We start from the raw sequence: 19,650 nt of genomic DNA, 5'->3' as shown, positions 1-19,650 counted from the left end.
TCAGAATATTCCCATTTGGTTTACAGGTTGAGAAATTTAAACCAGGAAACTTCTGCTTGATTAAACAAATGCTTCAACAAAAAGCCATCCTGGCCAATTAAAGCAAGAATGGCTTTCTGTAAAAAGCTAATAAGTTAAACAGCGTCGGATAAACTGGTAAAGGTAAAATCACGAATTTTCATGGGGGGCACCAGGTTGCCGCCAACGCGCACGGGTTTACCCAGCGCCTCCAGGTTGTTCAGCATAATAATGGGGCTTTCGTTGAAGCGGAAATTTTTTACCGGATGTTTAATTTTGCCGTTTTCAATGTAGAAAGTACCATCGCGGGTAAGACCGGTATAAAGCAGCGTTTGCGGATCTACGGGGCGGATGTACCACAGGCGCGTTACCAATATACCCCGGTCCGTTGATTTAATCATGTCGTCTACGCTTTGGGTACCGCCCAGCATAATAAAACCACCCGGCGTAGGAATAGGTTTAATATTTTGCTTTTGCGCCCAGTAACGGGTAGTAAAAAGGTTTTTAACTACTCCTTTCTCAATCCAGGTTATTTTTTCACGTGGGCGTCCATCTTCAGCCCAGGTAAGCGAAGGTATTTCGGTGTTGTTTGGGTCTGAATAAACAGTTATCCGTTCGTCAAACAATTTCTCACCTAATTTATTACCCCCACCTTTTTTAGACAGAAAGCTTCGGCCTTCATCGGCCGGCCTGGCCGAAAGGCTGCTGAACAAAGCCCCAAGCAAACTGGCATCGGTGTTGGCTACCAGGGCGGCAGGTTCCATAATAACGGTATATTTGCCGGGTTCAATGGCTTTGGCCTGGGCCGAGCCTAATGCCTTGGCAATGGCCACTTGCGATGGTTCGGTTGTATTAAATTTTGAAGCATCACTAAAATCGCGGGTGGCATATCCAGAACCTGTGCCGTCGGCGGTGCGCACTGTTACCGAAAAAGCCAGGCCCGAATTCTGTCCGTAATTAAACAAGCCTTTGTTGTTCATGGTAGCTCTAAAACCGCTCGAATCTTCCAGAAAGCCGGCTGCTGTTAACCCTTTGGCGTTAGCCAGTTCAATGCTTTTTCCAGCTACTTCGGCCCGAAATTCAGGTTTAATATTGGCAGTAGTAGCAAAATGAGCGTTTGCTGGTAAATAAGTCTGCGGGCCTAGAAATGGAATATATTCAGGGTTTTCCGGGGCAAGACGGGCAATTTCTTCGGCCCGCTGCACTACTTTTTGCAGCGATTCTTCGTCGAATACGTTTACAGTAGCCACTCCGGCGCGTTTGCCAAAGCGCGATTCAACGGATAAGGAGGTATCTTCATTCATACCACTCGTAGAAACACTGTTACGGGCATACCTAATATTACCGCCCACCGATCCGCTCAGGCTTGCTTCACATTCATCGGATTTGGAGTAGCTCAGTACTTTTTTTAAGATGGCCTGGGCTTCATCTTTCGTTAATATTGCCATGTTATTTCTCGATAGTCGGGGCGCTACCGTCCGCCAACATTCTTAATCTTTTTATGCTTTAATTAATCCGGCCTAAACCGGTATTTTATCTTTTGGCCAATATTTAAACTGGGTTTAGCATTATCGGCCAGACAAATTATATCTTTCGGGCCGTATTAATTACGTTTACGCCGTTAAAGCGGGTTGTCGCACTGCCGTGCGATACGGCACTAATCTGGGCAGGCTGGCCTTTACCGTCGAAGAAAGAACCAAACATACGATAATCGCTTTCGTCGCAAATGGCAGCGCAGGAATTCCAGAATTCCTGGGTGTTCGATTGGTAAGCTACATCTTCGAGCATACCCACAATTTTGCCTTTGCTAATCTCGTAAAACACGGTGCCGCCAAACTGGAAATTGTAACGTTGCTGATCGATGGAAAAAGAGCCACGGCCAGCAATATAAATTCCCTTTTCTACATTTTTAATCATGTCGTCTACAGATAGTTTGGTTTTACCCGGCGCCAGCGAAATATTGGCCATGCGCTGGAACTGCACGGAACTCCAGTGGTCGGCGTAGCAGCAACCATGCGATTCCGGCTCGCCAATAATATGCGCTTGATCGCGGATTGCCTGGTAGTTTACCAGGACACCGTCTTTAATTAAATCCCAGCGTTTGGTTTTTACGCCTTCGTCGTCGTAGGCCACGTAGCCCAAAGAACCCGGCTGGGTTTTATCGGCAAAAATGTTAACCTGTTTAGAGCCGTATTTAAAGTTTTTGGTTTTCCACTTATCCAGGGTAGCAAAAGAGGTACCTGCATAATTAGCCTCGTAACCCAAAACCCGGTCCAGTTCCAGGGGGTGGCCCACCGATTCGTGGATGGTTAAGCCCAGGTGGTTCGGATCAAGCACCAAGTCGTATTTACCCGGTTGTACTGATTTGGCCGTGATTTTGGCTTTGGCTTGTTTGGCCGCCAGGACAGCATCTTCCAGAATATCGTAGTATTTGTTATAGCCTTGCAAACCAGTGCCGGCGGGACCGGCGATTTTTGGACCTGGTTTGCTCAGGTATTCGTAACCCATACCCATGGGGGCGCTCAGGGCTTCCCGGCTCCGGAATTTACCAGTCGACCGGTCAACTGCCGATACCGAGAAGGTAGGCCAAATCCGGTGTATGTCCTGATCAATGTAAGAACCTTCGGTAGAAGCGAAGTATTTTTGTTCGTTTATCTGGAAAAGAGAGGTGTTAATGAAACTAGCGCCGTTCTCTAAAGCTTTGGCGTTCGCCGCTAGCAACAAATCGGCCTTTTCGGCTACCGGCACCTCAAATGCATTTTGTACAATGGGCGTTCGCCAGGAAACTTCGCCTACCCCTTTTACGGGCGCCAATTGTACCGGCTCTTGCTGGTAACGGGCATTGGCTTTAGCAATGGAAATAGCCTGGGAGGCTGCATGGGCAAGTCCGGCTTCGGTTACGTTGTTGGTGGCAGCAAAGCCCCAGGTCCCGTTGGCAATTACCCGGATGCCCACTCCGTAAGATTCGGCGTTTACAATATTTTGTACCTGTTTCTCGCGGGTAAAAATATATTGCTGCAAATACCGGCCAATGCGAACATCGGCGTAAGTAGCACCCTGGGATTTGGCAGCATTCAGGGCAGCATCGGCGAGCCGTTTTTTTACGGCCAAATCTATTGGTTCCAGTGCCACTTCCGGTGAAATTGGGTTACCGAAAACCGGAATATGCGAAAGCGCCAGGCCCCCAACACCCATCGAAGTTAATTGAATGAAATCTCTCCTTTTCAAGCTGGTTATTTTAAAATAGGCAAATTATATAGTTAGGAATTTTAAAGTTCTAAAGGTATAAAAAAGAGTATATAAGCAGGACGAAATCAGAAGTATTTAGAAGTTAGATAATAGAAATAATGCCTGATAGCTAAAAGGTTTTCTTTGTATCTATTAAACACTTACCCTAAAAACAGTAATTCTTACGAATGCTTACCAGGTTAAAATTTAGTTAAACTTATTTTGTAAAACAATGGTGTTTGGCAACGTTGCCGGAAATATATTCTATTAGAGTAGAGCAATTATTCAGGTTAAAAGATATTTTTGCCAGGGTTTACTAGCAGCTAATTAATTTAAAAATCAGTAATTCTTAAAAAACAACCAACCACGAATAATTCTAAGATATGAGCATGGAACAAACATGGCGCTGGTTTGGCCCCAACGATCCGGTTTCTTTATCGGATATCCGGCAGGCGGGTGCTACCGGCATTGTAACCGCCCTGCACCAAATACCTAACGGCGAAGTCTGGACCGTAGAAGCCATTCAGGAACGCAAGCGCCTGATTGAATTAGACGAAACCGTGAGCCCGGCCAAACCCCGTGGCTTGCGCTGGTCGGTGGTAGAAAGCGTACCGGTGCACGAATATATTAAGATTGCTCACCCGGAGCGGGAACGTTGCATTGAAAATTACAAGCAAACCATCCGGAATCTGGCGGCCTGCGGCATAGATACTATTTGCTATAATTTTATGCCCGTGCTCGACTGGACCCGCACCGACCTGAACTACGTGGTAGAAGATGGCTCGGAGGCGTTGCGCTTTGACGCAGTAGCTTTTACGGCTTTCGAATTATTTATCTTAAAACGCCCCGGTGCCGAAACTACTTATTCGCCGGAACAGGTAGATGCCGCCCGGAAATATTTTGAAGCTCTTTCGGAAGAAGAAAAAAAGAAACTGCAGCAAAACATTATTGCGGGTTTACCTGGTTCCGAAGAAAGCTTTACCCTGGAAGAGTTTCAGTTAGTACTGGATACTTATAAAGAAATAGGGGATGCCGAACTGCGTCAGAACTTAGCCTATTTCCTGCAGCAAATAATTCCGGTAGCCGAAGAAGCAGGCGTGCGCATGGCCATTCACCCCGACGATCCGCCACGGCCCATATTAGGTTTGCCCCGCGTGGTAAGTACTGAAGCCGATTTAGTAGCTTTATTAAATGTGGTAGATTCGCCGGCCAACGGCTTTACCATGTGTACCGGTTCTTACGGCGTGCGGCCCGACAATGACTTACCCGGTATGATAGAACGGCACGGCCACCGCATTAATTTTGTGCACCTGCGCAGCACCAAGCGCGACCCAGAACAGCCCGAAACCTTTTACGAAGCTGATCACCTGACCGGCGATGTAGACATGTACGCGGTGGTACGCGCCCTGGTAGAAGAAGAAAACCGCCGTCGGGCCGAGAACCGGTCCGATTACCAGATGCCTTTCCGGCCCGATCATGGTCACCGCATGCTCGATGATTTACACAAAAAAACAAACCCGGGCTACTCGGCCATTGGCCGGTTAAGAGGTTTAGCCGAATTGCGGGGACTGGAGTTAGGTATCATCCGGTCGTTAACGTAAAATATTACCCTAAATAAATTAGATTTTATTTAGGGTAATATTTTTTAGCTGCAGCCTGGCCAGCTTTGTAAATGCTTTAAAATGTGTTTAGAGGCCGCTGCGTTTAAGTTTTTAATTTTAAAACTGGGAATTATCATATATAGGCTTAATTTAGAAGTTTATTTAGGATTCTGAATGACAGATATTAAGCGGTTATTTAAATATTTCTCCTTTACTTTCATTCCTTTCTTGTTTTTTCTAGGAGTAACCATTTTTGCTTATTTCTACCTGAAAAAACGCAGAGAAGAAGGTGTTATCAACCGCTTTAACTTAAAGGCGGCCCAGGCCGAAGATCTGGTTAGTCGCCGGACCGGGCACTATATTCAGGTGCTGAAAGGTGCAAAAGGATTATTTACAGCCTCTACGGAAATAGAACGGGTAGAGTGGAAAAATTATATAGAAGCCCTGGAAGTTTACAAAAATTATCCGGGCATACAGGGAATTGGTTTTGCCGAAGTAATCCGGCCAGAAAATTTGCAGCGCCATATCCGAAAGGTACGGGCCGAAGGCTTCCCGGATTATAAGCTAAGCCCGGCTGGTACGCGGCCGGTTTATACTTCTATTGTATATTTAGAGCCTTTTTCGGGGGCCAACCTGCGCGCCTTTGGTTATGATATGTTTAGCGAGCCTATTCGCCGGCAAGCGATGGAGCAAGCCCGGGATTCGGGGCAACCGGTTTTATCCGGTAAAGTTACCCTGGTGCAGGAAAGCGGCAATAAAAAACAGCCGGGATTTTTGTTATACCTGCCGGTTTACCAGGATGTGATTTTGCCCCAAACCGTACCGGAGCGGCGGCGCTTGCTTAAAGGTTATGTATATAGTCCATTCCGGGCCGTAGATTTAATGCAAAACGTTTTATTTGATGATTTCGAAGATTTTTCTATTCGGATTTACGATGGGCTGCAAACCCGGAAAGAATATCTTTTATACACCAACAACCAGGATATTGAGGGCTCTGGGAATGCCGTTTTAACCAAAAGCACCAGGATTAACATGGCCAATCGTACCTGGACAATTGTGTTTCAGGCGCAGCCCACCTTTAAGCAAACCCAAAGCAAAATTCCTGAAATTGTGTTAGCTGCCGGAAGCATTATCAGCCTGCTGGTTTTCTTTGCTTTGTTGTCGGTGGCCAGAACCCGCCGCGCAAATAAATTGCGGCAAACCATTTCGGACAATGCCACAGTAGCTTTGTTTATGCTAAATGCCAAAGGTTATTGTACTTTTATGAACCCAATGGCTGAGCGCATGACGGGCTATACATTTGACGAAATACAACAGCAGCCGTTTCACTATCTGGTGCACCATCATTACCCCAATGGTTCTCCTTTCCGGATAGAAGAATGCCCGATACAAATAGCTTTAAGACAAAATAAAGGTTTGCGGGACCACGAGGATATATTTATCCGGAAAGATGGCACTTTTTTTAACGTTAGCTGTTCGGCCACGCCCGTAATGGAGCAGGATGCTTTAGTGTACATGGTTTTGGAAGTACGCGATGTAACCGAAGAGCGGCAGGCCCAACTAGCCATTCTGGAAAGTGAGGTCCGGTTTCGGAACATGGCCGATAGTGCGCCGGTAATGGTTTGGCTGAATAACGAGAAAGCTTTAGCTACTTACCTGAATAAGCAATGGTTGGAATTTACAGGACAAACTACGGAAGAAGCTTTAAACCTCGGCTGGATTAAGGCCGTTCATCCGGATGATGTAGCGAAAATACGACCTATTTACGAGCAGGCGCTAAAAAATCAGAGAGGTTTTGAGATGGATTACCGTTTAAGGCGGCACGACGGCGTTTACCGCTGGATGGCTACCAACGCGGCGCCGCGCTTTGACGCGGCGGGTAAGTTTATGGGTTATATTGGCTCTGTAATTGATATTACCGAGAGAAAAGAGGCTGAGCAGAAAATAAAGGAAAATGCCCAACTGCTGCAAAAAATATTCTTGGAAGTGCCGGCTCTGGTAGCCTTAATCCGGGCCGAGGACCAGACCTACGTTTTTGCCAACCCGTTTTACCGCAAAATGCTGGGCAATCAGGTAGCAACCGGCAAAAGCATTCGCGAGGCGCACCCCGATTTAGAAGGGCCCGGCTTATTTGAGCAGATAGGCCAGGTAATTGCCAACGGGAAAGCGTTTGTGGGAAAAGAAGTAGCCATTAGCAAAGAAGCAAACGGCAAACGGCAAACGGGTTATTTTAATTTAGTATATCAGCCTTTGTTTACGCCGGATCGCGAAGTAGAAGCCGTGCTGATATTTGCCATAGAAGTAACCGAACTGGTTTTTAGCCGCAAAGAGTTAATGCAAACCAACGAAGAACTAAGCCGCACCAACGTGGAATTGCGCCGCACCAATACCGACCTCGATAATTTTGTGTACACCGCTTCGCATGATTTACGGGCGCCCATTGCCAATTTAGAAGGCCTTACCAACGACATGATGTACAACCTGTACGCGCGCCTGGCACCAGAGGAGCAATTTGTACTTAGATTAGTGCAGGAATCAATAAATAAATTAAAACGCACCATTGTTGATTTAACCAATATAACCCGCGTTCAGAAGGAGGTAGATCAAAGCCAGATAAACCTATCTTTTGCCGAAGTGCTGGCCGATGTGCAGCAGGATATTCTGCCGATGATAGAAGAATCGGAAGCCTGTATTCAGACTGATTTTGCCGTGCCCGAAATTATTTACGCCCGTAAAAATTTGCGCAGCATATTATATAACCTGGTTTCTAATGCCATTAAATATCGGCATTTAGAAAGAAAACCTCTGGTAATTATTTCAACAGCCCAGGAAGAAGAATATATAACGCTAACCGTTTCGGATAACGGCCTGGGCATCCGGGCCGATCAGCAGCATAAACTTTTTTCGATGTTCCGGCGGGTGCATACGCACGTAGAGGGCAGCGGTATTGGCTTGTACATTGTAAAGCGCATTGTAGAAAATAACGGCGGCTACGTAACTGTAGATAGCCAGGAAGGCCAAGGCGCTACCTTTAAAGTATTTTTCAAAAAGCAACCGGCTACCTGAAGCACTCAATATTTAAACCTTATAGTAATTACCATCTTCCATAATCATAATATAAAAATCTCCAGGTGTCATGCTGAAAGCATCTATTGTTTAGAAAGTAAAGGAGGTGATTACCGCTTTACTAGTTTTACCTGTGAGGCAGTTTATCCAATGGATCTTTTCAAGATGACAAATAGGAAGAAATTAAAAACAATAGAATAATTACAACCAACTACCCTCTCACAGCATTGGGAAGTACAGCCTTTGTTTTATTTAAAACCGCAGTATGCATTCGATAAGGTTATTACCAGATTTTTAAAGAAAAACCCCAGCCTTAAAGCTGGGGTTTTTCTTTGATATTTTAATATAGTTAATAATTAAGTGCCGGGATACCAGTTTCGCAGTCTTACTTCAATTTTGTTGTCGCCGGTGTTTACCTGGCTTTTAAAAACATTTACATCCTGGCCACGATAATGATAAGGATATACCACTTTGGGTTTAAACGCCAGCACACCTTGAGCAGCCTGGTTTACATCCATGGTGTAAGGCAGGTTCATGCATACAAAAGCCACATCTATGTTTTTTAGGGCCCGCATTTCAGCAATATCTTCGGTATCGCCCGAAAAGTAAATATTTTTATCGCCTACGTTTATAACATAGCCATTGCCCCGGCCTTTGGGGTGCCGGGAATCGGCGGTTTCGGGGAGGTTATACATAGGAATAGCGGTAATGGTAACACCGAACTTAGTTGTTTTAGCTCCATTTGCCAGCACCACTACTTTGGGCTTTAAGCTAACCGGCAGCATATCGGCCACGGCCTGGGGTACTACTAGCGTAGCTTTAGAGGTATTAATAGCTTCCAGAGTTTTTAAATCCATGTGGTCGCCGTGAATATCGGTAATTAAAATCAGGTCGGGGGCATCCAGGCCGGTAAAAAGGTTGGCTCCGCCGGCCGGGTCTACGTAAATGGTTTTATTATCCCATTTTAGTACAGTAGCCGCGTGTTGCACCGGTTGAATGGTTAAAGAACCTTTCTTGGTTTCCAATTGGTCGGGTGCGGGTTTCTGGGCATTTGCCTGCAGCAGCACCAGCGACAGCAGCATGGTTAAAATGTTTTTGAGTTTCATAGTTATGTATGTTTAAGAAGTAACCTGTTAAACAGGCAGATGTTTTGACGGTTTCTTAGTCTTAACGAAAATTAAGGTTTATAGGCATTGGCTAAACGAAAAGTCATTTTTTCAGGTATTGCCAATTTCTGCCTTTTCCTTCGGCCATCCATTCCAGCGCAGTGTTTATTCTTTTTTGCCGGGTTGCTTCGCTCTTAGCTTCGGTAATCCAGCTAACGTATTCTTTTTTATGCGAATAGCTGAATCTTTCGAAAGTGTGCTGGGCATTTTCGTTTTGGGTTAAAGCTTCAAGCAAATATTCTGGTACTAGCAACTCCGGTGCAGCGGTTGGCTTGGTTCTAGGCGCGCCTTTTACTTTTTCTTTATTCAGTTTGGCTGCTTCCTGAATATAAGCCGTCAGAATAATATCGGATGGTAAGTTGCTTAAAGATTTTATTTGGCCAAATTGCCCCATTGCGGTATTACCTACGGCTGTAAATAATTTGTACGGGTCGGAGAGCAAAGAAGCTTTCCAAAAACTAAAGGTGCAGTGGTTTTTAAAAGCCGCCATACTGCAAATAATGCCATTATAGTCAAAATTTGGAAACCCCCATTTAATGGTTTCGGTAACTTCGGGGCAAGCTGCATGAATAATGTGTCGCAAATGCGTTAGAACAGGTTGGGCAAACGGAGCAGCATTTTGAATGTAAGCGGTTACGCGCGGATCGGTGTTTTGCATGTTCGCGATAATTATTAATCAGCCGGAAAATATAAGTAAATTTTTGGAAAAATCAACCCGTGCTTAGTAAGCTAGATATTAACTTGAGTGCATCGTTTTTTCTTGATTAATGCCCAATAATAGGGGATAAGTTTGCCGGAGTTTGATAAAAAATTTGCCAACAGTAAGCGGCGGTAAGTTAAATTATCGGGCAACAAAAAAGCCCGGCTATTATACATGGCCGGGCTTTTTTGTTGTATTGCTTTACTTATCTTTATCTTACTGTATTATAGGAGAATAAATTAGGGGTTAAGAGGCACCAAATAGCTGCTTTACAAAATTATTAATCCCTTTCTTGCCCAACTGAGAATTTAATTCTTCGTCTTCAACACCGCTCGCAAACTGCTCCAAATCTGCGGGGCTAACTTTTAGTTCGTATGCACGCTTTGGCATTAGCGGCTGTTCCAGGGCCTGTATTACATAGGCCGGAATAATATTGGTATTGGTAGCGTTTTCGGGAGCAAAAGCCGGCGCTTGCGCCAGCAAATTTTCTTTGTCTACTTCCATTAAATAACTAACCGAAAGCACTTCTACGATTACCTGGGCTTCGCCGTGATGGTAAATTTTAATTTTACGGGCAGCAGCTTCCGATAAATCAATAATCCGTTGTTTGTTGCCAAAAGGCCCCCGGTCGTTTACCCGCACAATTACCGATTTTTTGGTAATAGAATTGGTAACCTTTACTTTGGTGCCAAAAGGAAGCGTGGGATGCGCAGCGGTCATCCGGTTTTTGTTATATACTTCGCCGCTGGAGGTTTTCTTGCCGTGGTACTGAATGCCGTACCAAGTGGCTAAACCTTTCTGAATTTTGCCTTTTTTTTGAGCGAACCCTGGTTGGCTCAGGCCGATAAATAAGATAAAGAGAAAGCTGAATACATAGTGTAATTTCGTAATACGCATGTGTTCATCTATTGGTGTGGGGCAAAATTACGAAGGAATTTATTAAAAACTAATTCTAAGGCTCCAGAACGAACGATGAGGTTTTGCCCGTGGGTGACACGACACAAAAAAGATAAGCGATTTAAAGGACTGTAATTGCATAAAAAATCTTTGATTCTGGGCAGTATAAGCAATTTTTATCTTTGTAGCTACAAATTATAATATCTGTAAAACTTAATATTTTTTAGGCTAAAAATAATTTTAAAAAATATTAATTTTAAGTATTTATAACGCATTAAATACGTATTTATATCGAGTTATTTGGCATGTCTTTATTTTCTCCTGATTAAATACTATTTTCACTAAAAATAATAGGATTATAAGGTTTATAGAATGGATTTTGGGCGAGTAGATTTTATACAGGAAATCAGGTTTGAGTTGCCACCAGATGCCTTGGGTACAGCGCGGGTACTAAAGACTGCCGGACCGGTTACTTACTTAAAGCCGCAGGTATATGTGGGTTGCCCTACCTGGAACAACAAGCCTTGGTTGGGTAGCTATTATCCGGCGAGTGCCAAAGCCAGCGCTCAACTAGCATTTTACAGTAAACAGTTTAATGCCATTGAGTTAAATACTACTCACTACCAGATACCCGATGTTGCTACCATTAACCGGTGGCGCGAAACCGTTACGCCTAATTTTACTTTTTGTCCAAAACTGCCCCAGGTTATCAGCCACGAATGGCAGCTTAAAAACACTGAAGGCTTAACTAAAAATTTTTGTGAGAGTTTAGTAGGTTTAGGAGAGCACCTGGGCTGTAGCTTTTTACAATTACCGCCAACTTTTGGTCCCAGCCAATTAAATATTCTAATGCGCTACCTCGATAATTTTCCGCGGGATTTTCCGCTGGCCCTGGAGTTGCGCGACGAGGATTGGTTTCGGCAATATTTACAAACAGAAGAGTTGTGGGCTTTGTTGGAAGCTTACAACCTGGCAACCGTAATTACGGATGTGGCCGGCCGGCGCGATGTGTTGCACATGCGTTTAACCAATGCCACCGCTTTTGTGCGGTTTGTTGGCTACGGTTTGCACGCCTCCGATTACACCCGCATCGACGATTGGGTAAACCGCCTGAAAACCTGGTTCGATTGGGGTCTGCAAAAGCTTTACTTCTTTATTCATCAGCAGGATATTCAGCATGCACCAATATTAATTAGTTACTTTCTGGATAAATTAAACCAAACGTGCGGCATTGCGCTGGATAAACCCCAAATTATTCCGCAGCCGGTACAAGGGCGTTTATTCTAAGAAAGCCCTATGGATTTATTTATTACTTAATAACTGATGTTACGCACATGTTGGGGTTATATTGATTTTTAGCATCTCCAACATTTCTAACCTCTCGGTGTCATTCAGGAGGAAACTATTGGGTTGCCTGCTAAATAGGTTCCTCCTGAATACTTGGATTCACAGAATGACAGTGGTGGATTGCTTAAACCTATATTATCTAATAATATCGGCACTAAAAAAGAGTATAAAAAAAGGGATGCGACCGCATCCCTTTTTTATTTTTACTTTAGACCAAAGTCTCTCTTAAATTTTAAAGGCATCATCTTTTACATTATTATTTATTTCTACCTTCTGCACTTCAGTTAATACACCTTGCTGGCCAGCATGCAGTATGGAGCGATGCGGTATTTTAATGCCGTTTACTTCGCGGTAATCGCCATAATCGGTGGTTTGGGTTGCGTTACCAATATTGGTTTCTTCAATTTCCATTTCGCGCAGCTTTAAGCCACTTTCCGAATCGATGTAATAAATGGTGCGTTTACCGTTGGGCATGGTTAATTCTAAGCGGTAAGCCGCCCGGCCATTTATTCTTTCCATTCCCAGCAGGTTTTTCTTGATGCCAAATTTATCCAGGCTTATAATGCTGGTAAGGGCTAGTTTAAGCTTTTGTTCCTGTATTTCCTGAGCAGACAGGTTGCGGTTTTGGTCAGCGCTCTGGGCTTTTCCTTTAGCACCGTTAATAACTGTACGTTGCACTTCGTTGCTGCCGTATTTTAAAGATTGGTAAATTTTATCGGTACCTTTCTGAATCTGGGTCATGGTAAGGCTGGCCGCCGGCGAAGTAATGGTGCTGGTAATGGTAACATCTTTTACTTTCTCCAGGTTAGCCCGGCCGCCCAAAGCCTGAATATATTGGTCCAGTACTTTTTGGGCAGTCATGCCGGCGGGTACTTCTAAAGAGGCGCGGTCTACTTTGTTGCCGTTTACGTCGTAATATTCCAAGGTGCCATCGGCATCGAAGCGGGCTAGGCGTCGCTCGATGTAATCGGCGTTGCCTACGGCCAGAATATAAGCGTTGGTAGGGGTAATATATTTTTCGGCTACCTGCTTAACGGTGGCCGGCGTTACGGCGGCTACGTTTTTGAGGTAATTGGCATAATAATCTTTGGGTAGTTTGTAGCGGGCCGTATTAATTGCAAACAAGGCCACGGTTTGCGGCGATTCCAGCGAACGGGCAAAAGCCCCCGAAACCATACTCTGGGCACGTTGTAGTTCGTCGGGGGTGGGTTCTCCGGCGCGCATCCGGTACAGTTCCAGTATCATCTGGGCTACGGCGCTATCGGTAACGGCCGTGCGCACGCTGGTAAACGCATTAAACTGGCTAATGTGCTCATCGGGGCTTAACTGCGAATAAGCGCCGTAGGTATAAGCCCGTTTCTCGCGCAGGTTATTCATCAGGCGCGAATAAGGTCCACCCAGAATAGAGTTCATGACCGTGGCCGGAATAGCATCAGAACTGCCGGGTTTTAAATCCGCAATATTCGAAAAAGAAAGCACGCTTTGTACGGAGCCAGGACGATCAACAATGGCGATGCGGGTACCAGTAATGGGGGCAGGTGCTGGCACCGTTTGTTCCGGTACATTGCCTTTCTTCCACGGGCCGAAATATTTCTTCACCAGTTTTTTAATTTCTTTGGTGTTTACATCGCCTACTATGGCCAGGTAACCCACGTTGGGCCGGAAGTAGTTGTTGTAATAATTCTGTACATCGGTTAGGGTAATATTTTCGACGGTTTTTTCGGTTGGCTGCTCGCCGTAAGGGTGGTTTTTGCCGAACACCAACGTATTACGTACCATGCTTTCTACCTGGTTGGGGTTGGCTTTGGCCGAAGCTAAACCGGAAAGCGATTGAGTTTTAAGTTTATCGAGTTCTTCCTGTTTAAACTGCGGGTTCAGCAACACATCAGAAGTTAACTGGAATAATTTAGGCAAATGTTTTTTCAGTGCGGTGGCATTCAGGCCGCCGCCAAACGTAGCCAACTCGGCCCCGATAAAATCAATTTCTTCGTCGAGTTGTTCTTTGGTGCGGGTTTTGGTACCGGTGCGCAGCAAAGAACCCGCTAAATCTACGTAGCCGTTTTTATCGCCTTGTATAAGTGGGTCGTTGTCCAGAATAAGCGAAATAGAAACAGTTGGTACTTTGTGGTTTTCTACTACGTAAACTTTCAGGCCGTTTTTTAAGGTAAAAGATTCGGCTTCGCCAATATTTATGATAGGGGCGGGTGCCGGTGGGGGTGGGGTTTGTTTTTGGGCAAAAGCCGCCGGCAAACTCAGGCCAAGGGCTATAAAAGTAATATATATATGCTTCATGGTGATTAAATATTAAAATTAGCGCTGGTTAGCCCGGGGCAAATAATGCAGCACTACGCGGTTTTCTTTCTTTAAATATTGGTTGGCAACCCGGGTAATATCTTCTTTTTTTACGTTCAGGTAATTCTGCAGCTCGGTGTTTACCAGGTTGGTATTGTTGTAAAATAAGTGGTAGTTGGCCAGTTGCTCGGCTATGCCCAGGTTGGTGGTATATTGCTGCACCAAACCGGCCTCTACCTGGTTGCGCAACTTCTGAAACTCACGCTCGGCTAAAGGTTCTTTTTTAATGCGTTCAATTTCGGCATCAATGGCTTGTTCTAAGGCTTCGGGTTGTTTGCCTTGGTTGGCAACGGCAAACATTAAAAACAAACCCGGGTCTTCGAGTTGCATCGGGATAGCACCTACGTAGGCGGCATTTTGCTGCTGATCTACCAACGCTTTATTCAGGCGGGCGCTTTCGCCGCCAGTCAGTAAGGCGGTCAGCATAGAGATGGCGTAAAAATCTGGCGAGTTCTGCTTGGGTATGTGGTAAGCCTGTACTACGGCCGGTAACTGCACTTCATCAAAAACAATTTCCCGTTTTTCGGTGGTTTGCGGCGGCTCCTGCCCATTAGGCCGGTTTATTTGGCGGGTGCCCCGGGTAATCGGCCCAAAATATTTCTGGATGAGCTGCCGCGTTTGGTTTATATCAATATCGCCCGAAATACTTAGTACGGCATTATTAGGCACATAATACATTTTGTAAAAATCAATAAATTCTTCCAGCGTAGCCTGGTCAATATATTGGTCGGAGCCGATGGGTACCCAGCGGTAAGGGTGAGCGGTAAAAGCGTTGGCAAAAGCCTTCTCCTGAATGGTGCCGTAAGGTTGGTTATCGATCCGTTGTTTTTTCTCTTCTTTTATTACCCCGCGCTGAATATCGATGGCCGCTTTATCTATTTTGGCGCTGCGCATCCGTTCGGCTTCGAGCCACAGGCCCAGAGCCAGTTGGTTAGAAGGCAATACCTCGTAGTAAAAAGTACGGTCCTGGGTGGTATTGGCGTTGTGTTCGCCGCCGGCTTGCTGTACCAAATTGGCAAACTGGCCGGGGGCAATATTTTCAGTACCGGCAAACATCAGGTGTTCAAAAAAATGGGCAAAACCGGTGCGGTTGGGTTGCTCGTTTTTAGAGCCCACGTGGTACATCACCGAAACCGCAACAATGGGCGTCGATTTGTCTTCGTGCAAAATTACGTGCAAGCCATTGTCTAAATCGTATTCGGTAAAGGTAAGCTTATTGCTTTGCGCCTGACTAAGCAGCCCACCGCTAAGCAACAGTAACGTAAAAAAAAGTTTTTTCATAAGGGGTTCTGCGATAATAATATAATCTGACTAAAAGGCAAATATATGGGATTAAAGGGGATTTTATCTGTTCTGTTTAAAACGAAAAGCAATACTGATAATTATTCTGTTTTCGTTTTGAATCCGGATAAACTAAATGAATAAGGTTAAGAAAAATAGTCTTTGGTGTTGGGGACAAAGATGGCATGTAATATTAGTTAAGTTTATCGGGCGAAAAAGCTGTTGGTGGCAGCTGTTGATAAAATAAAAGAGAATAATTTTTATATTTAGCCGGAAATCAATTCTACGTTCGGCTTAAAGGGCCGCCAATATTCATTATAAAATAAAAGTTAATACCAGTTTAAATTAGCGTAATTAAACCGGACTTAACAGCGCTTAACATAGGTTAACCTGGTTTATATAAAAGTATATTATTGCAAATAATGGCAAAAGATGAAATACAGAAAAGCCGCCGGCAATTTTTAGTAAAAACCGGATTGGGTTTAGCCGGCCTGGCATTGGGCAATAATTTATGGGCAAAGGGCAGCGGCACAACCGGAACTGGCCAGCAAAAACTAACCTTAGGCGATGGTTTCAGCCTGAAAGAAAAGCACCCCGACCTGGTAGTGCTGAGCGATAAGCCCTGGAACATAGAAACGCCACCGCACTTACTCGACGATGTTATTACCCCCGCTAATAAATTATTTGTCCGGAACAACGGCCTGATTCCCGAAAATCTGGATGCGAAAACCTGGACGTTAACGATTGATGGCGAATCCGTGGAAAAGCAAACGGTGTTTACCCTCGACGATCTGAAGAAGAAGTTTAAACACCACACCTACCAATTGGTGCACGAATGCGCCGGCAATGGCCGTTCCGAATATAGTCCGCCGGGCCACGGTAACCAATGGACAACGGGCGGCGTGGGTTGCTGCGAATGGACGGGTGTGCGCCTGCGCGATGTGCTGGAGGCAGCCGGTATTAAAAAAGATGCGGTATATATAGGTTATTACGGCCGCGATAAACATTTGAGCGGCAAAGACGAAGTGCCTATTTCGCGGGGCGTACCTATGCGCAAAGCCCTGGAAGATGAAGCCCTCATTGCCTGGGCTATGAACGGACAAGATATTCCGGTAGTACATGGTTACCCGCTACGCGTGTTATTTGGCGGCTGGCCAGCCTCTACCAGTGGTAAATGGTTAACCCGTATTGCTATCCGGAACAAAATACACGATGGCGCCAAAATGAACGGTACCGATTACCGCTTACCCAAGAACCCGATTGCCCCCGGCGCTAAAATTACAGCTACCAACGAAAACATGCGTATTATAGAAGCCATGCCGGTAAAATCGCTGATAACTTACCCCAAAACCGGTGCCCAACTCACCGAAGGTAAACCGTTGGAATTACGCGGCCATGCCTGGGCCGGCGACCGCAAAATAAAGGAAATGCACGTTTCATACGATTTTGGGGCTACGTGGCATAAAGCTACGGTAAAAAGTCAGCGCAACCGCAACTGCTGGCAGCAATGGAGTGCCGCCCTAAAATTACCCCAGAAAGGTTACTACGAGGTATGGGCCCGCGCCACCGATAGCGAAAACGTAATGCAGCCCATGCTGGTACCGGCCTGGAACCCCGGGGGCTACCTGAATAATGCCTGCCACCGCATTGCCGTAGAAGTTGTTTAATAATAGATAAATAGTATAGGGCGAAATAAACCGCTAATAAGTTAAAGTCTGATATTGCTTTGAATAATTTAAGGTGAATAAAATATTGAATAAATCTTTTAAAGGAATGCAAAAGGCAGGGGTGGGGGTAGTTGTTTTTTTAGTGTTGTTGGTTTTGAGCATTAATACCAGTTTATCGCGCCAGCAGCCTACTATTAATAATGCCTATACGCTGGCGTTTACAGTAGTGGCTGATTCGGTGGATAAACAAACAGGTTTAATTATGGCCCCTGGGTACACTTTGGTAAAGCAAAATTGTGTGCGCTGCCATTCGCCAAAACTCATAACCGATAAACGTGCTACCCGCGACGGCTGGCTGGCTACTATTAGGTGGATGCAGCAAACCCAAGGCTTGTGGGACCTGGGCAAAGCCGAACCCGAAATATTAGACTACCTCGCCAAAAATTACGCGCCTACCAATGAAGGCCGCCGGCCACCGTTAAAGAGTATAGAGTGGTATAAGTTGTAACTGAATTTATACAAACCTTAAAAAAGGAAGTTTAAGTAACCCACACTTGTCATTCAGGAGGAAATTATTTAGCAGGCAGCCAAATAGTTTCCTCCTGAATGACAGGGTTGAATTAGAAATACCAAAATTTAATATTCCACTAGAGTGTAGCGTAACGTCAGTAATTGTATAAAATAACAAATATTATTGCCTACCCACCGGCTAACATATCCGCAAACATGACAAAACAGTTACTCCGGAAGTTATCTCTACTATTAATATTACTGGCTGTTTACTGGCATATATTGCCACAAATTGCTACGGCTAAAACCAAACCTAAAAACGTTATATATATTCTCTCCGATGACCACCGGTATGATTTTATGGGTTTCATGGGGAAAGTACCCGGGTTGCAAACGCCCAATATGGATAGGTTGGCTAAAGAAGGCGCTCACTTTAAAAATGCTTTTGTTACCACGGCGCTTTGTTCGCCCAGCCGGGCTTCTATTTTAACCGGGCAATATGCCCATACGCACACCGTAGTAGACAACGAAGCGCCGGCACCCGCCAGCCTGGTTTATTTTCCGCAATATTTGCAAAAGGCTGGTTACCAAACCGCTTTTCTGGGCAAGTGGCACATGGGCGGCGACAGCGACGAGCCAAGGCCGGGCTTCGACCATTGGATCAGTTTTCGGGGCCAGGGTGTTTATTACAATCCTAAACTTAATATTAATGGTAAGCAAAAACAATATACCGATAGCGCCTATATTTCGGATGTTTTAACCGACGAAGCCATTGCGTGGTTACAGCAGCGGAAAAAGAACAAGCCGTTTTTTATGTATCTCTCGCACAAAACAGTCCACGCGGAGTTTAGTGCGGCCAAGCGGCACAAAGGGCGCTACCAGCAAATTCAAATTCAATACCCGGCTTCTATGTTTATAACGGCTACGCCCCAGAGTAAACAGTTTACCAAAGGCAAGTGGCAAATGCCCGAAGGCAATCAGTTAAAGTTTAACTACCAGGATATTCCGAATTGGGTACGAGCGCAGCGCTATAGCTGGCACGGCGTAGATTACATGTACCACGGCCAAACCGACTTCGACCGCTTTTATCAGGATTACCTCGAAACGTTGCTGGGCATAGACGATAGCATTGGCCGGGTGCTGGCTTATTTAAAAGAAAATGGCTTAGATGAGGAAACGGTGGTATTTTACATGGGCGATAACGGCTTTTCATTTGGCGAGCACGGCCTGATTGATAAACGCCACGCCTACGAAGAATCGATGCGGGTGCCGCTGCTGGCCCGCGCACCCGGTTTAATTAAGCCCGGCACCGAAATAAACCAGATGGTTTTGAACCTGGATATTGCGCCTACTATTCTGGATTTGGCCGGCCTGAATAAACCAAAGCAGATGCAAGGCGTTTCGGCGTTGCCTTTAATGCAGGGGCAGCAAGTGCCCTGGCGCGATAAAGTATTTTACGAATATTACTGGGAAAATGCTTTTCCGCAAACGCCCACCATGCACAGCATTCGCACTGACCGCTATAAATTTACCCGCATCCACGGAACCTGGGATATAAACGAACTCTATGATTTAACCCAAGATCCGCTGGAAGTAAATAATTTAATCCGAAGTGCAGCGCACCAGCAAATTGCCAAAGATTTAAACACCCAACTCTGGGATTGGCTGGAAGGAACCAATGGCCTGCAAATTCCGCTAAAAAGAATTCAGAATAAGAAAAACGATCATATAAATAAAGGTACCTGGTAAAAGAACCGGTTATTGCTGCGCAGGATAAAATGTGAGTATTAATTTCTGTAACAATTCAGCACAAAAAA

13 protein-coding genes are annotated in these 19,650 nt (G+C 45.1%); 6 read left to right on the top strand and 7 right to left on the bottom strand.

Features of this window, described 5'->3' with window-relative positions; translation table 11 throughout:
* Nucleotides 1-134: 134 nt before the first annotated feature.
* Nucleotides 135-1,466 (bottom strand): TldD/PmbA family protein, encoded by a 1,332-nt coding sequence (locus tag F0145_RS23865; protein ID WP_150092777.1) that lies wholly within the window; start codon nt 1,464-1,466, stop codon nt 135-137.
* 136 nt (nt 1,467-1,602) lie between these two features.
* Entirely contained in the window at nt 1,603-3,246 is a 1,644-nt protein-coding gene (locus F0145_RS23860; protein WP_150092775.1) for a TldD/PmbA family protein, read from the bottom strand.
* Nucleotides 3,247-3,629: 383 nt separating this feature from the next.
* On the opposite strand from F0145_RS23860, the gene uxuA reads away from it, so the two are divergent.
* Nucleotides 3,630-4,847, top strand: a complete 1,218-nt coding sequence (uxuA, locus tag F0145_RS23855; protein WP_150092773.1) for a mannonate dehydratase — start codon at nt 3,630-3,632, stop codon at nt 4,845-4,847.
* Between the two features lie 174 nt (nt 4,848-5,021).
* The gene (locus F0145_RS23850) at nt 5,022-7,913 is read left to right on the top strand and encodes a CHASE domain-containing protein (protein WP_150092771.1); all 2,892 of its coding nucleotides are present in this window, start codon (nt 5,022-5,024) and stop codon (nt 7,911-7,913) included.
* A 356-nt stretch (nt 7,914-8,269) separates the two neighbouring features.
* On the opposite strand, the gene F0145_RS23845 is transcribed toward F0145_RS23850, so the two are convergent.
* The 3 genes from F0145_RS23845 to F0145_RS23835 form a co-directional block, all read right to left on the bottom strand.
* Entirely contained in the window at nt 8,270-9,019 is a 750-nt protein-coding gene (locus tag F0145_RS23845) for an MBL fold metallo-hydrolase (protein WP_150092770.1), read from the bottom strand.
* A gap of 103 nt (nt 9,020-9,122) precedes the next feature.
* On the bottom strand, nt 9,123-9,737 hold the full coding sequence (locus F0145_RS23840; protein WP_150092768.1) for a YdeI/OmpD-associated family protein: 615 nt from the start codon (nt 9,735-9,737) through the stop codon (nt 9,123-9,125).
* A 288-nt stretch (nt 9,738-10,025) separates the two neighbouring features.
* A complete protein-coding gene (locus tag F0145_RS23835) occupies nt 10,026-10,676 on the bottom strand; it encodes a septal ring lytic transglycosylase RlpA family protein (RefSeq protein ID WP_150092766.1) in 651 nt (216 codons plus the stop codon).
* A 372-nt stretch (nt 10,677-11,048) separates the two neighbouring features.
* On the opposite strand from F0145_RS23835, the gene F0145_RS23830 reads away from it, so the two are divergent.
* Nucleotides 11,049-11,963: a DUF72 domain-containing protein gene (locus F0145_RS23830; RefSeq protein ID WP_150092764.1), complete on the top strand. Its 915-nt coding sequence runs from the start codon at nt 11,049-11,051 to the stop codon at nt 11,961-11,963.
* Between the two features lie 285 nt (nt 11,964-12,248).
* Here the strand turns inward: F0145_RS23830 and F0145_RS23825 are convergent, their stop codons facing one another.
* Entirely contained in the window at nt 12,249-14,315 is a 2,067-nt protein-coding gene (locus tag F0145_RS23825) for an insulinase family protein (protein ID WP_150092762.1), read from the bottom strand.
* Nucleotides 14,316-14,333: 18 nt separating this feature from the next.
* Nucleotides 14,334-15,656: a M16 family metallopeptidase gene (locus tag F0145_RS23820; protein ID WP_150092760.1), complete on the bottom strand. Its 1,323-nt coding sequence runs from the start codon at nt 15,654-15,656 to the stop codon at nt 14,334-14,336.
* Nucleotides 15,657-16,078: 422 nt separating this feature from the next.
* Here F0145_RS23820 and F0145_RS23815 point away from each other — a divergent pair, with 422 nt between their 5' ends.
* The 3 genes from F0145_RS23815 to F0145_RS23805 all read left to right on the top strand — a co-directional run bounded on the left by F0145_RS23815 (nt 16,079) and on the right by F0145_RS23805 (nt 19,582).
* On the top strand, nt 16,079-17,323 hold the full coding sequence (locus tag F0145_RS23815; RefSeq protein WP_150092758.1) for a sulfite oxidase: 1,245 nt from the start codon (nt 16,079-16,081) through the stop codon (nt 17,321-17,323).
* A gap of 106 nt (nt 17,324-17,429) precedes the next feature.
* Entirely contained in the window at nt 17,430-17,831 is a 402-nt protein-coding gene (locus F0145_RS23810; protein WP_150092756.1) for a hypothetical protein, read from the top strand.
* A 218-nt stretch (nt 17,832-18,049) separates the two neighbouring features.
* A complete protein-coding gene (locus F0145_RS23805) occupies nt 18,050-19,582 on the top strand; it encodes a sulfatase family protein (RefSeq protein WP_150092754.1) in 1,533 nt (510 codons plus the stop codon).
* Nucleotides 19,583-19,650: the final 68 nt, after the last annotated feature.

Source organism: Adhaeribacter rhizoryzae (assembly GCF_008629685.1).
GTDB lineage: Bacteria > Bacteroidota > Bacteroidia > Cytophagales > Hymenobacteraceae > Adhaeribacter > Adhaeribacter rhizoryzae.
The sequence above is the reverse complement of the archived record's forward strand: the minus strand, read 5'-3'. Positions and strand labels throughout refer to the sequence as shown.

Bases quoted from the DNA above. Each gene is read 5' to 3' on its own strand.
- F0145_RS23865 (WP_150092777.1), bottom strand. From the start codon at position 1,466: ATGGCAATATTAACGAAAGATGAAGCCCAGGCCATCTTAAAAAAAGTA.
- uxuA (WP_150092773.1), top strand. From the start codon at position 3,630: ATGAGCATGGAACAAACATGGCGCTGGTTTGGCCCCAACGATCCGGTT.
- F0145_RS23850 (WP_150092771.1), top strand. From the start codon at position 5,022: ATGACAGATATTAAGCGGTTATTTAAATATTTCTCCTTTACTTTCATT.
- F0145_RS23845 (WP_150092770.1), bottom strand. From the start codon at position 9,019: ATGAAACTCAAAAACATTTTAACCATGCTGCTGTCGCTGGTGCTGCTG.
- F0145_RS23840 (WP_150092768.1), bottom strand. From the start codon at position 9,737: ATGCAAAACACCGATCCGCGCGTAACCGCTTACATTCAAAATGCTGCT.
- F0145_RS23835 (WP_150092766.1), bottom strand. From the start codon at position 10,676: ATGCGTATTACGAAATTACACTATGTATTCAGCTTTCTCTTTATCTTA.
- F0145_RS23830 (WP_150092764.1), top strand. From the start codon at position 11,049: ATGGATTTTGGGCGAGTAGATTTTATACAGGAAATCAGGTTTGAGTTG.
- F0145_RS23825 (WP_150092762.1), bottom strand. From the start codon at position 14,315: ATGAAGCATATATATATTACTTTTATAGCCCTTGGCCTGAGTTTGCCG.
- F0145_RS23820 (WP_150092760.1), bottom strand. From the start codon at position 15,656: ATGAAAAAACTTTTTTTTACGTTACTGTTGCTTAGCGGTGGGCTGCTT.
- F0145_RS23815 (WP_150092758.1), top strand. From the start codon at position 16,079: ATGGCAAAAGATGAAATACAGAAAAGCCGCCGGCAATTTTTAGTAAAA.
- F0145_RS23810 (WP_150092756.1), top strand. From the start codon at position 17,430: ATGCAAAAGGCAGGGGTGGGGGTAGTTGTTTTTTTAGTGTTGTTGGTT.
- F0145_RS23805 (WP_150092754.1), top strand. From the start codon at position 18,050: ATGACAAAACAGTTACTCCGGAAGTTATCTCTACTATTAATATTACTG.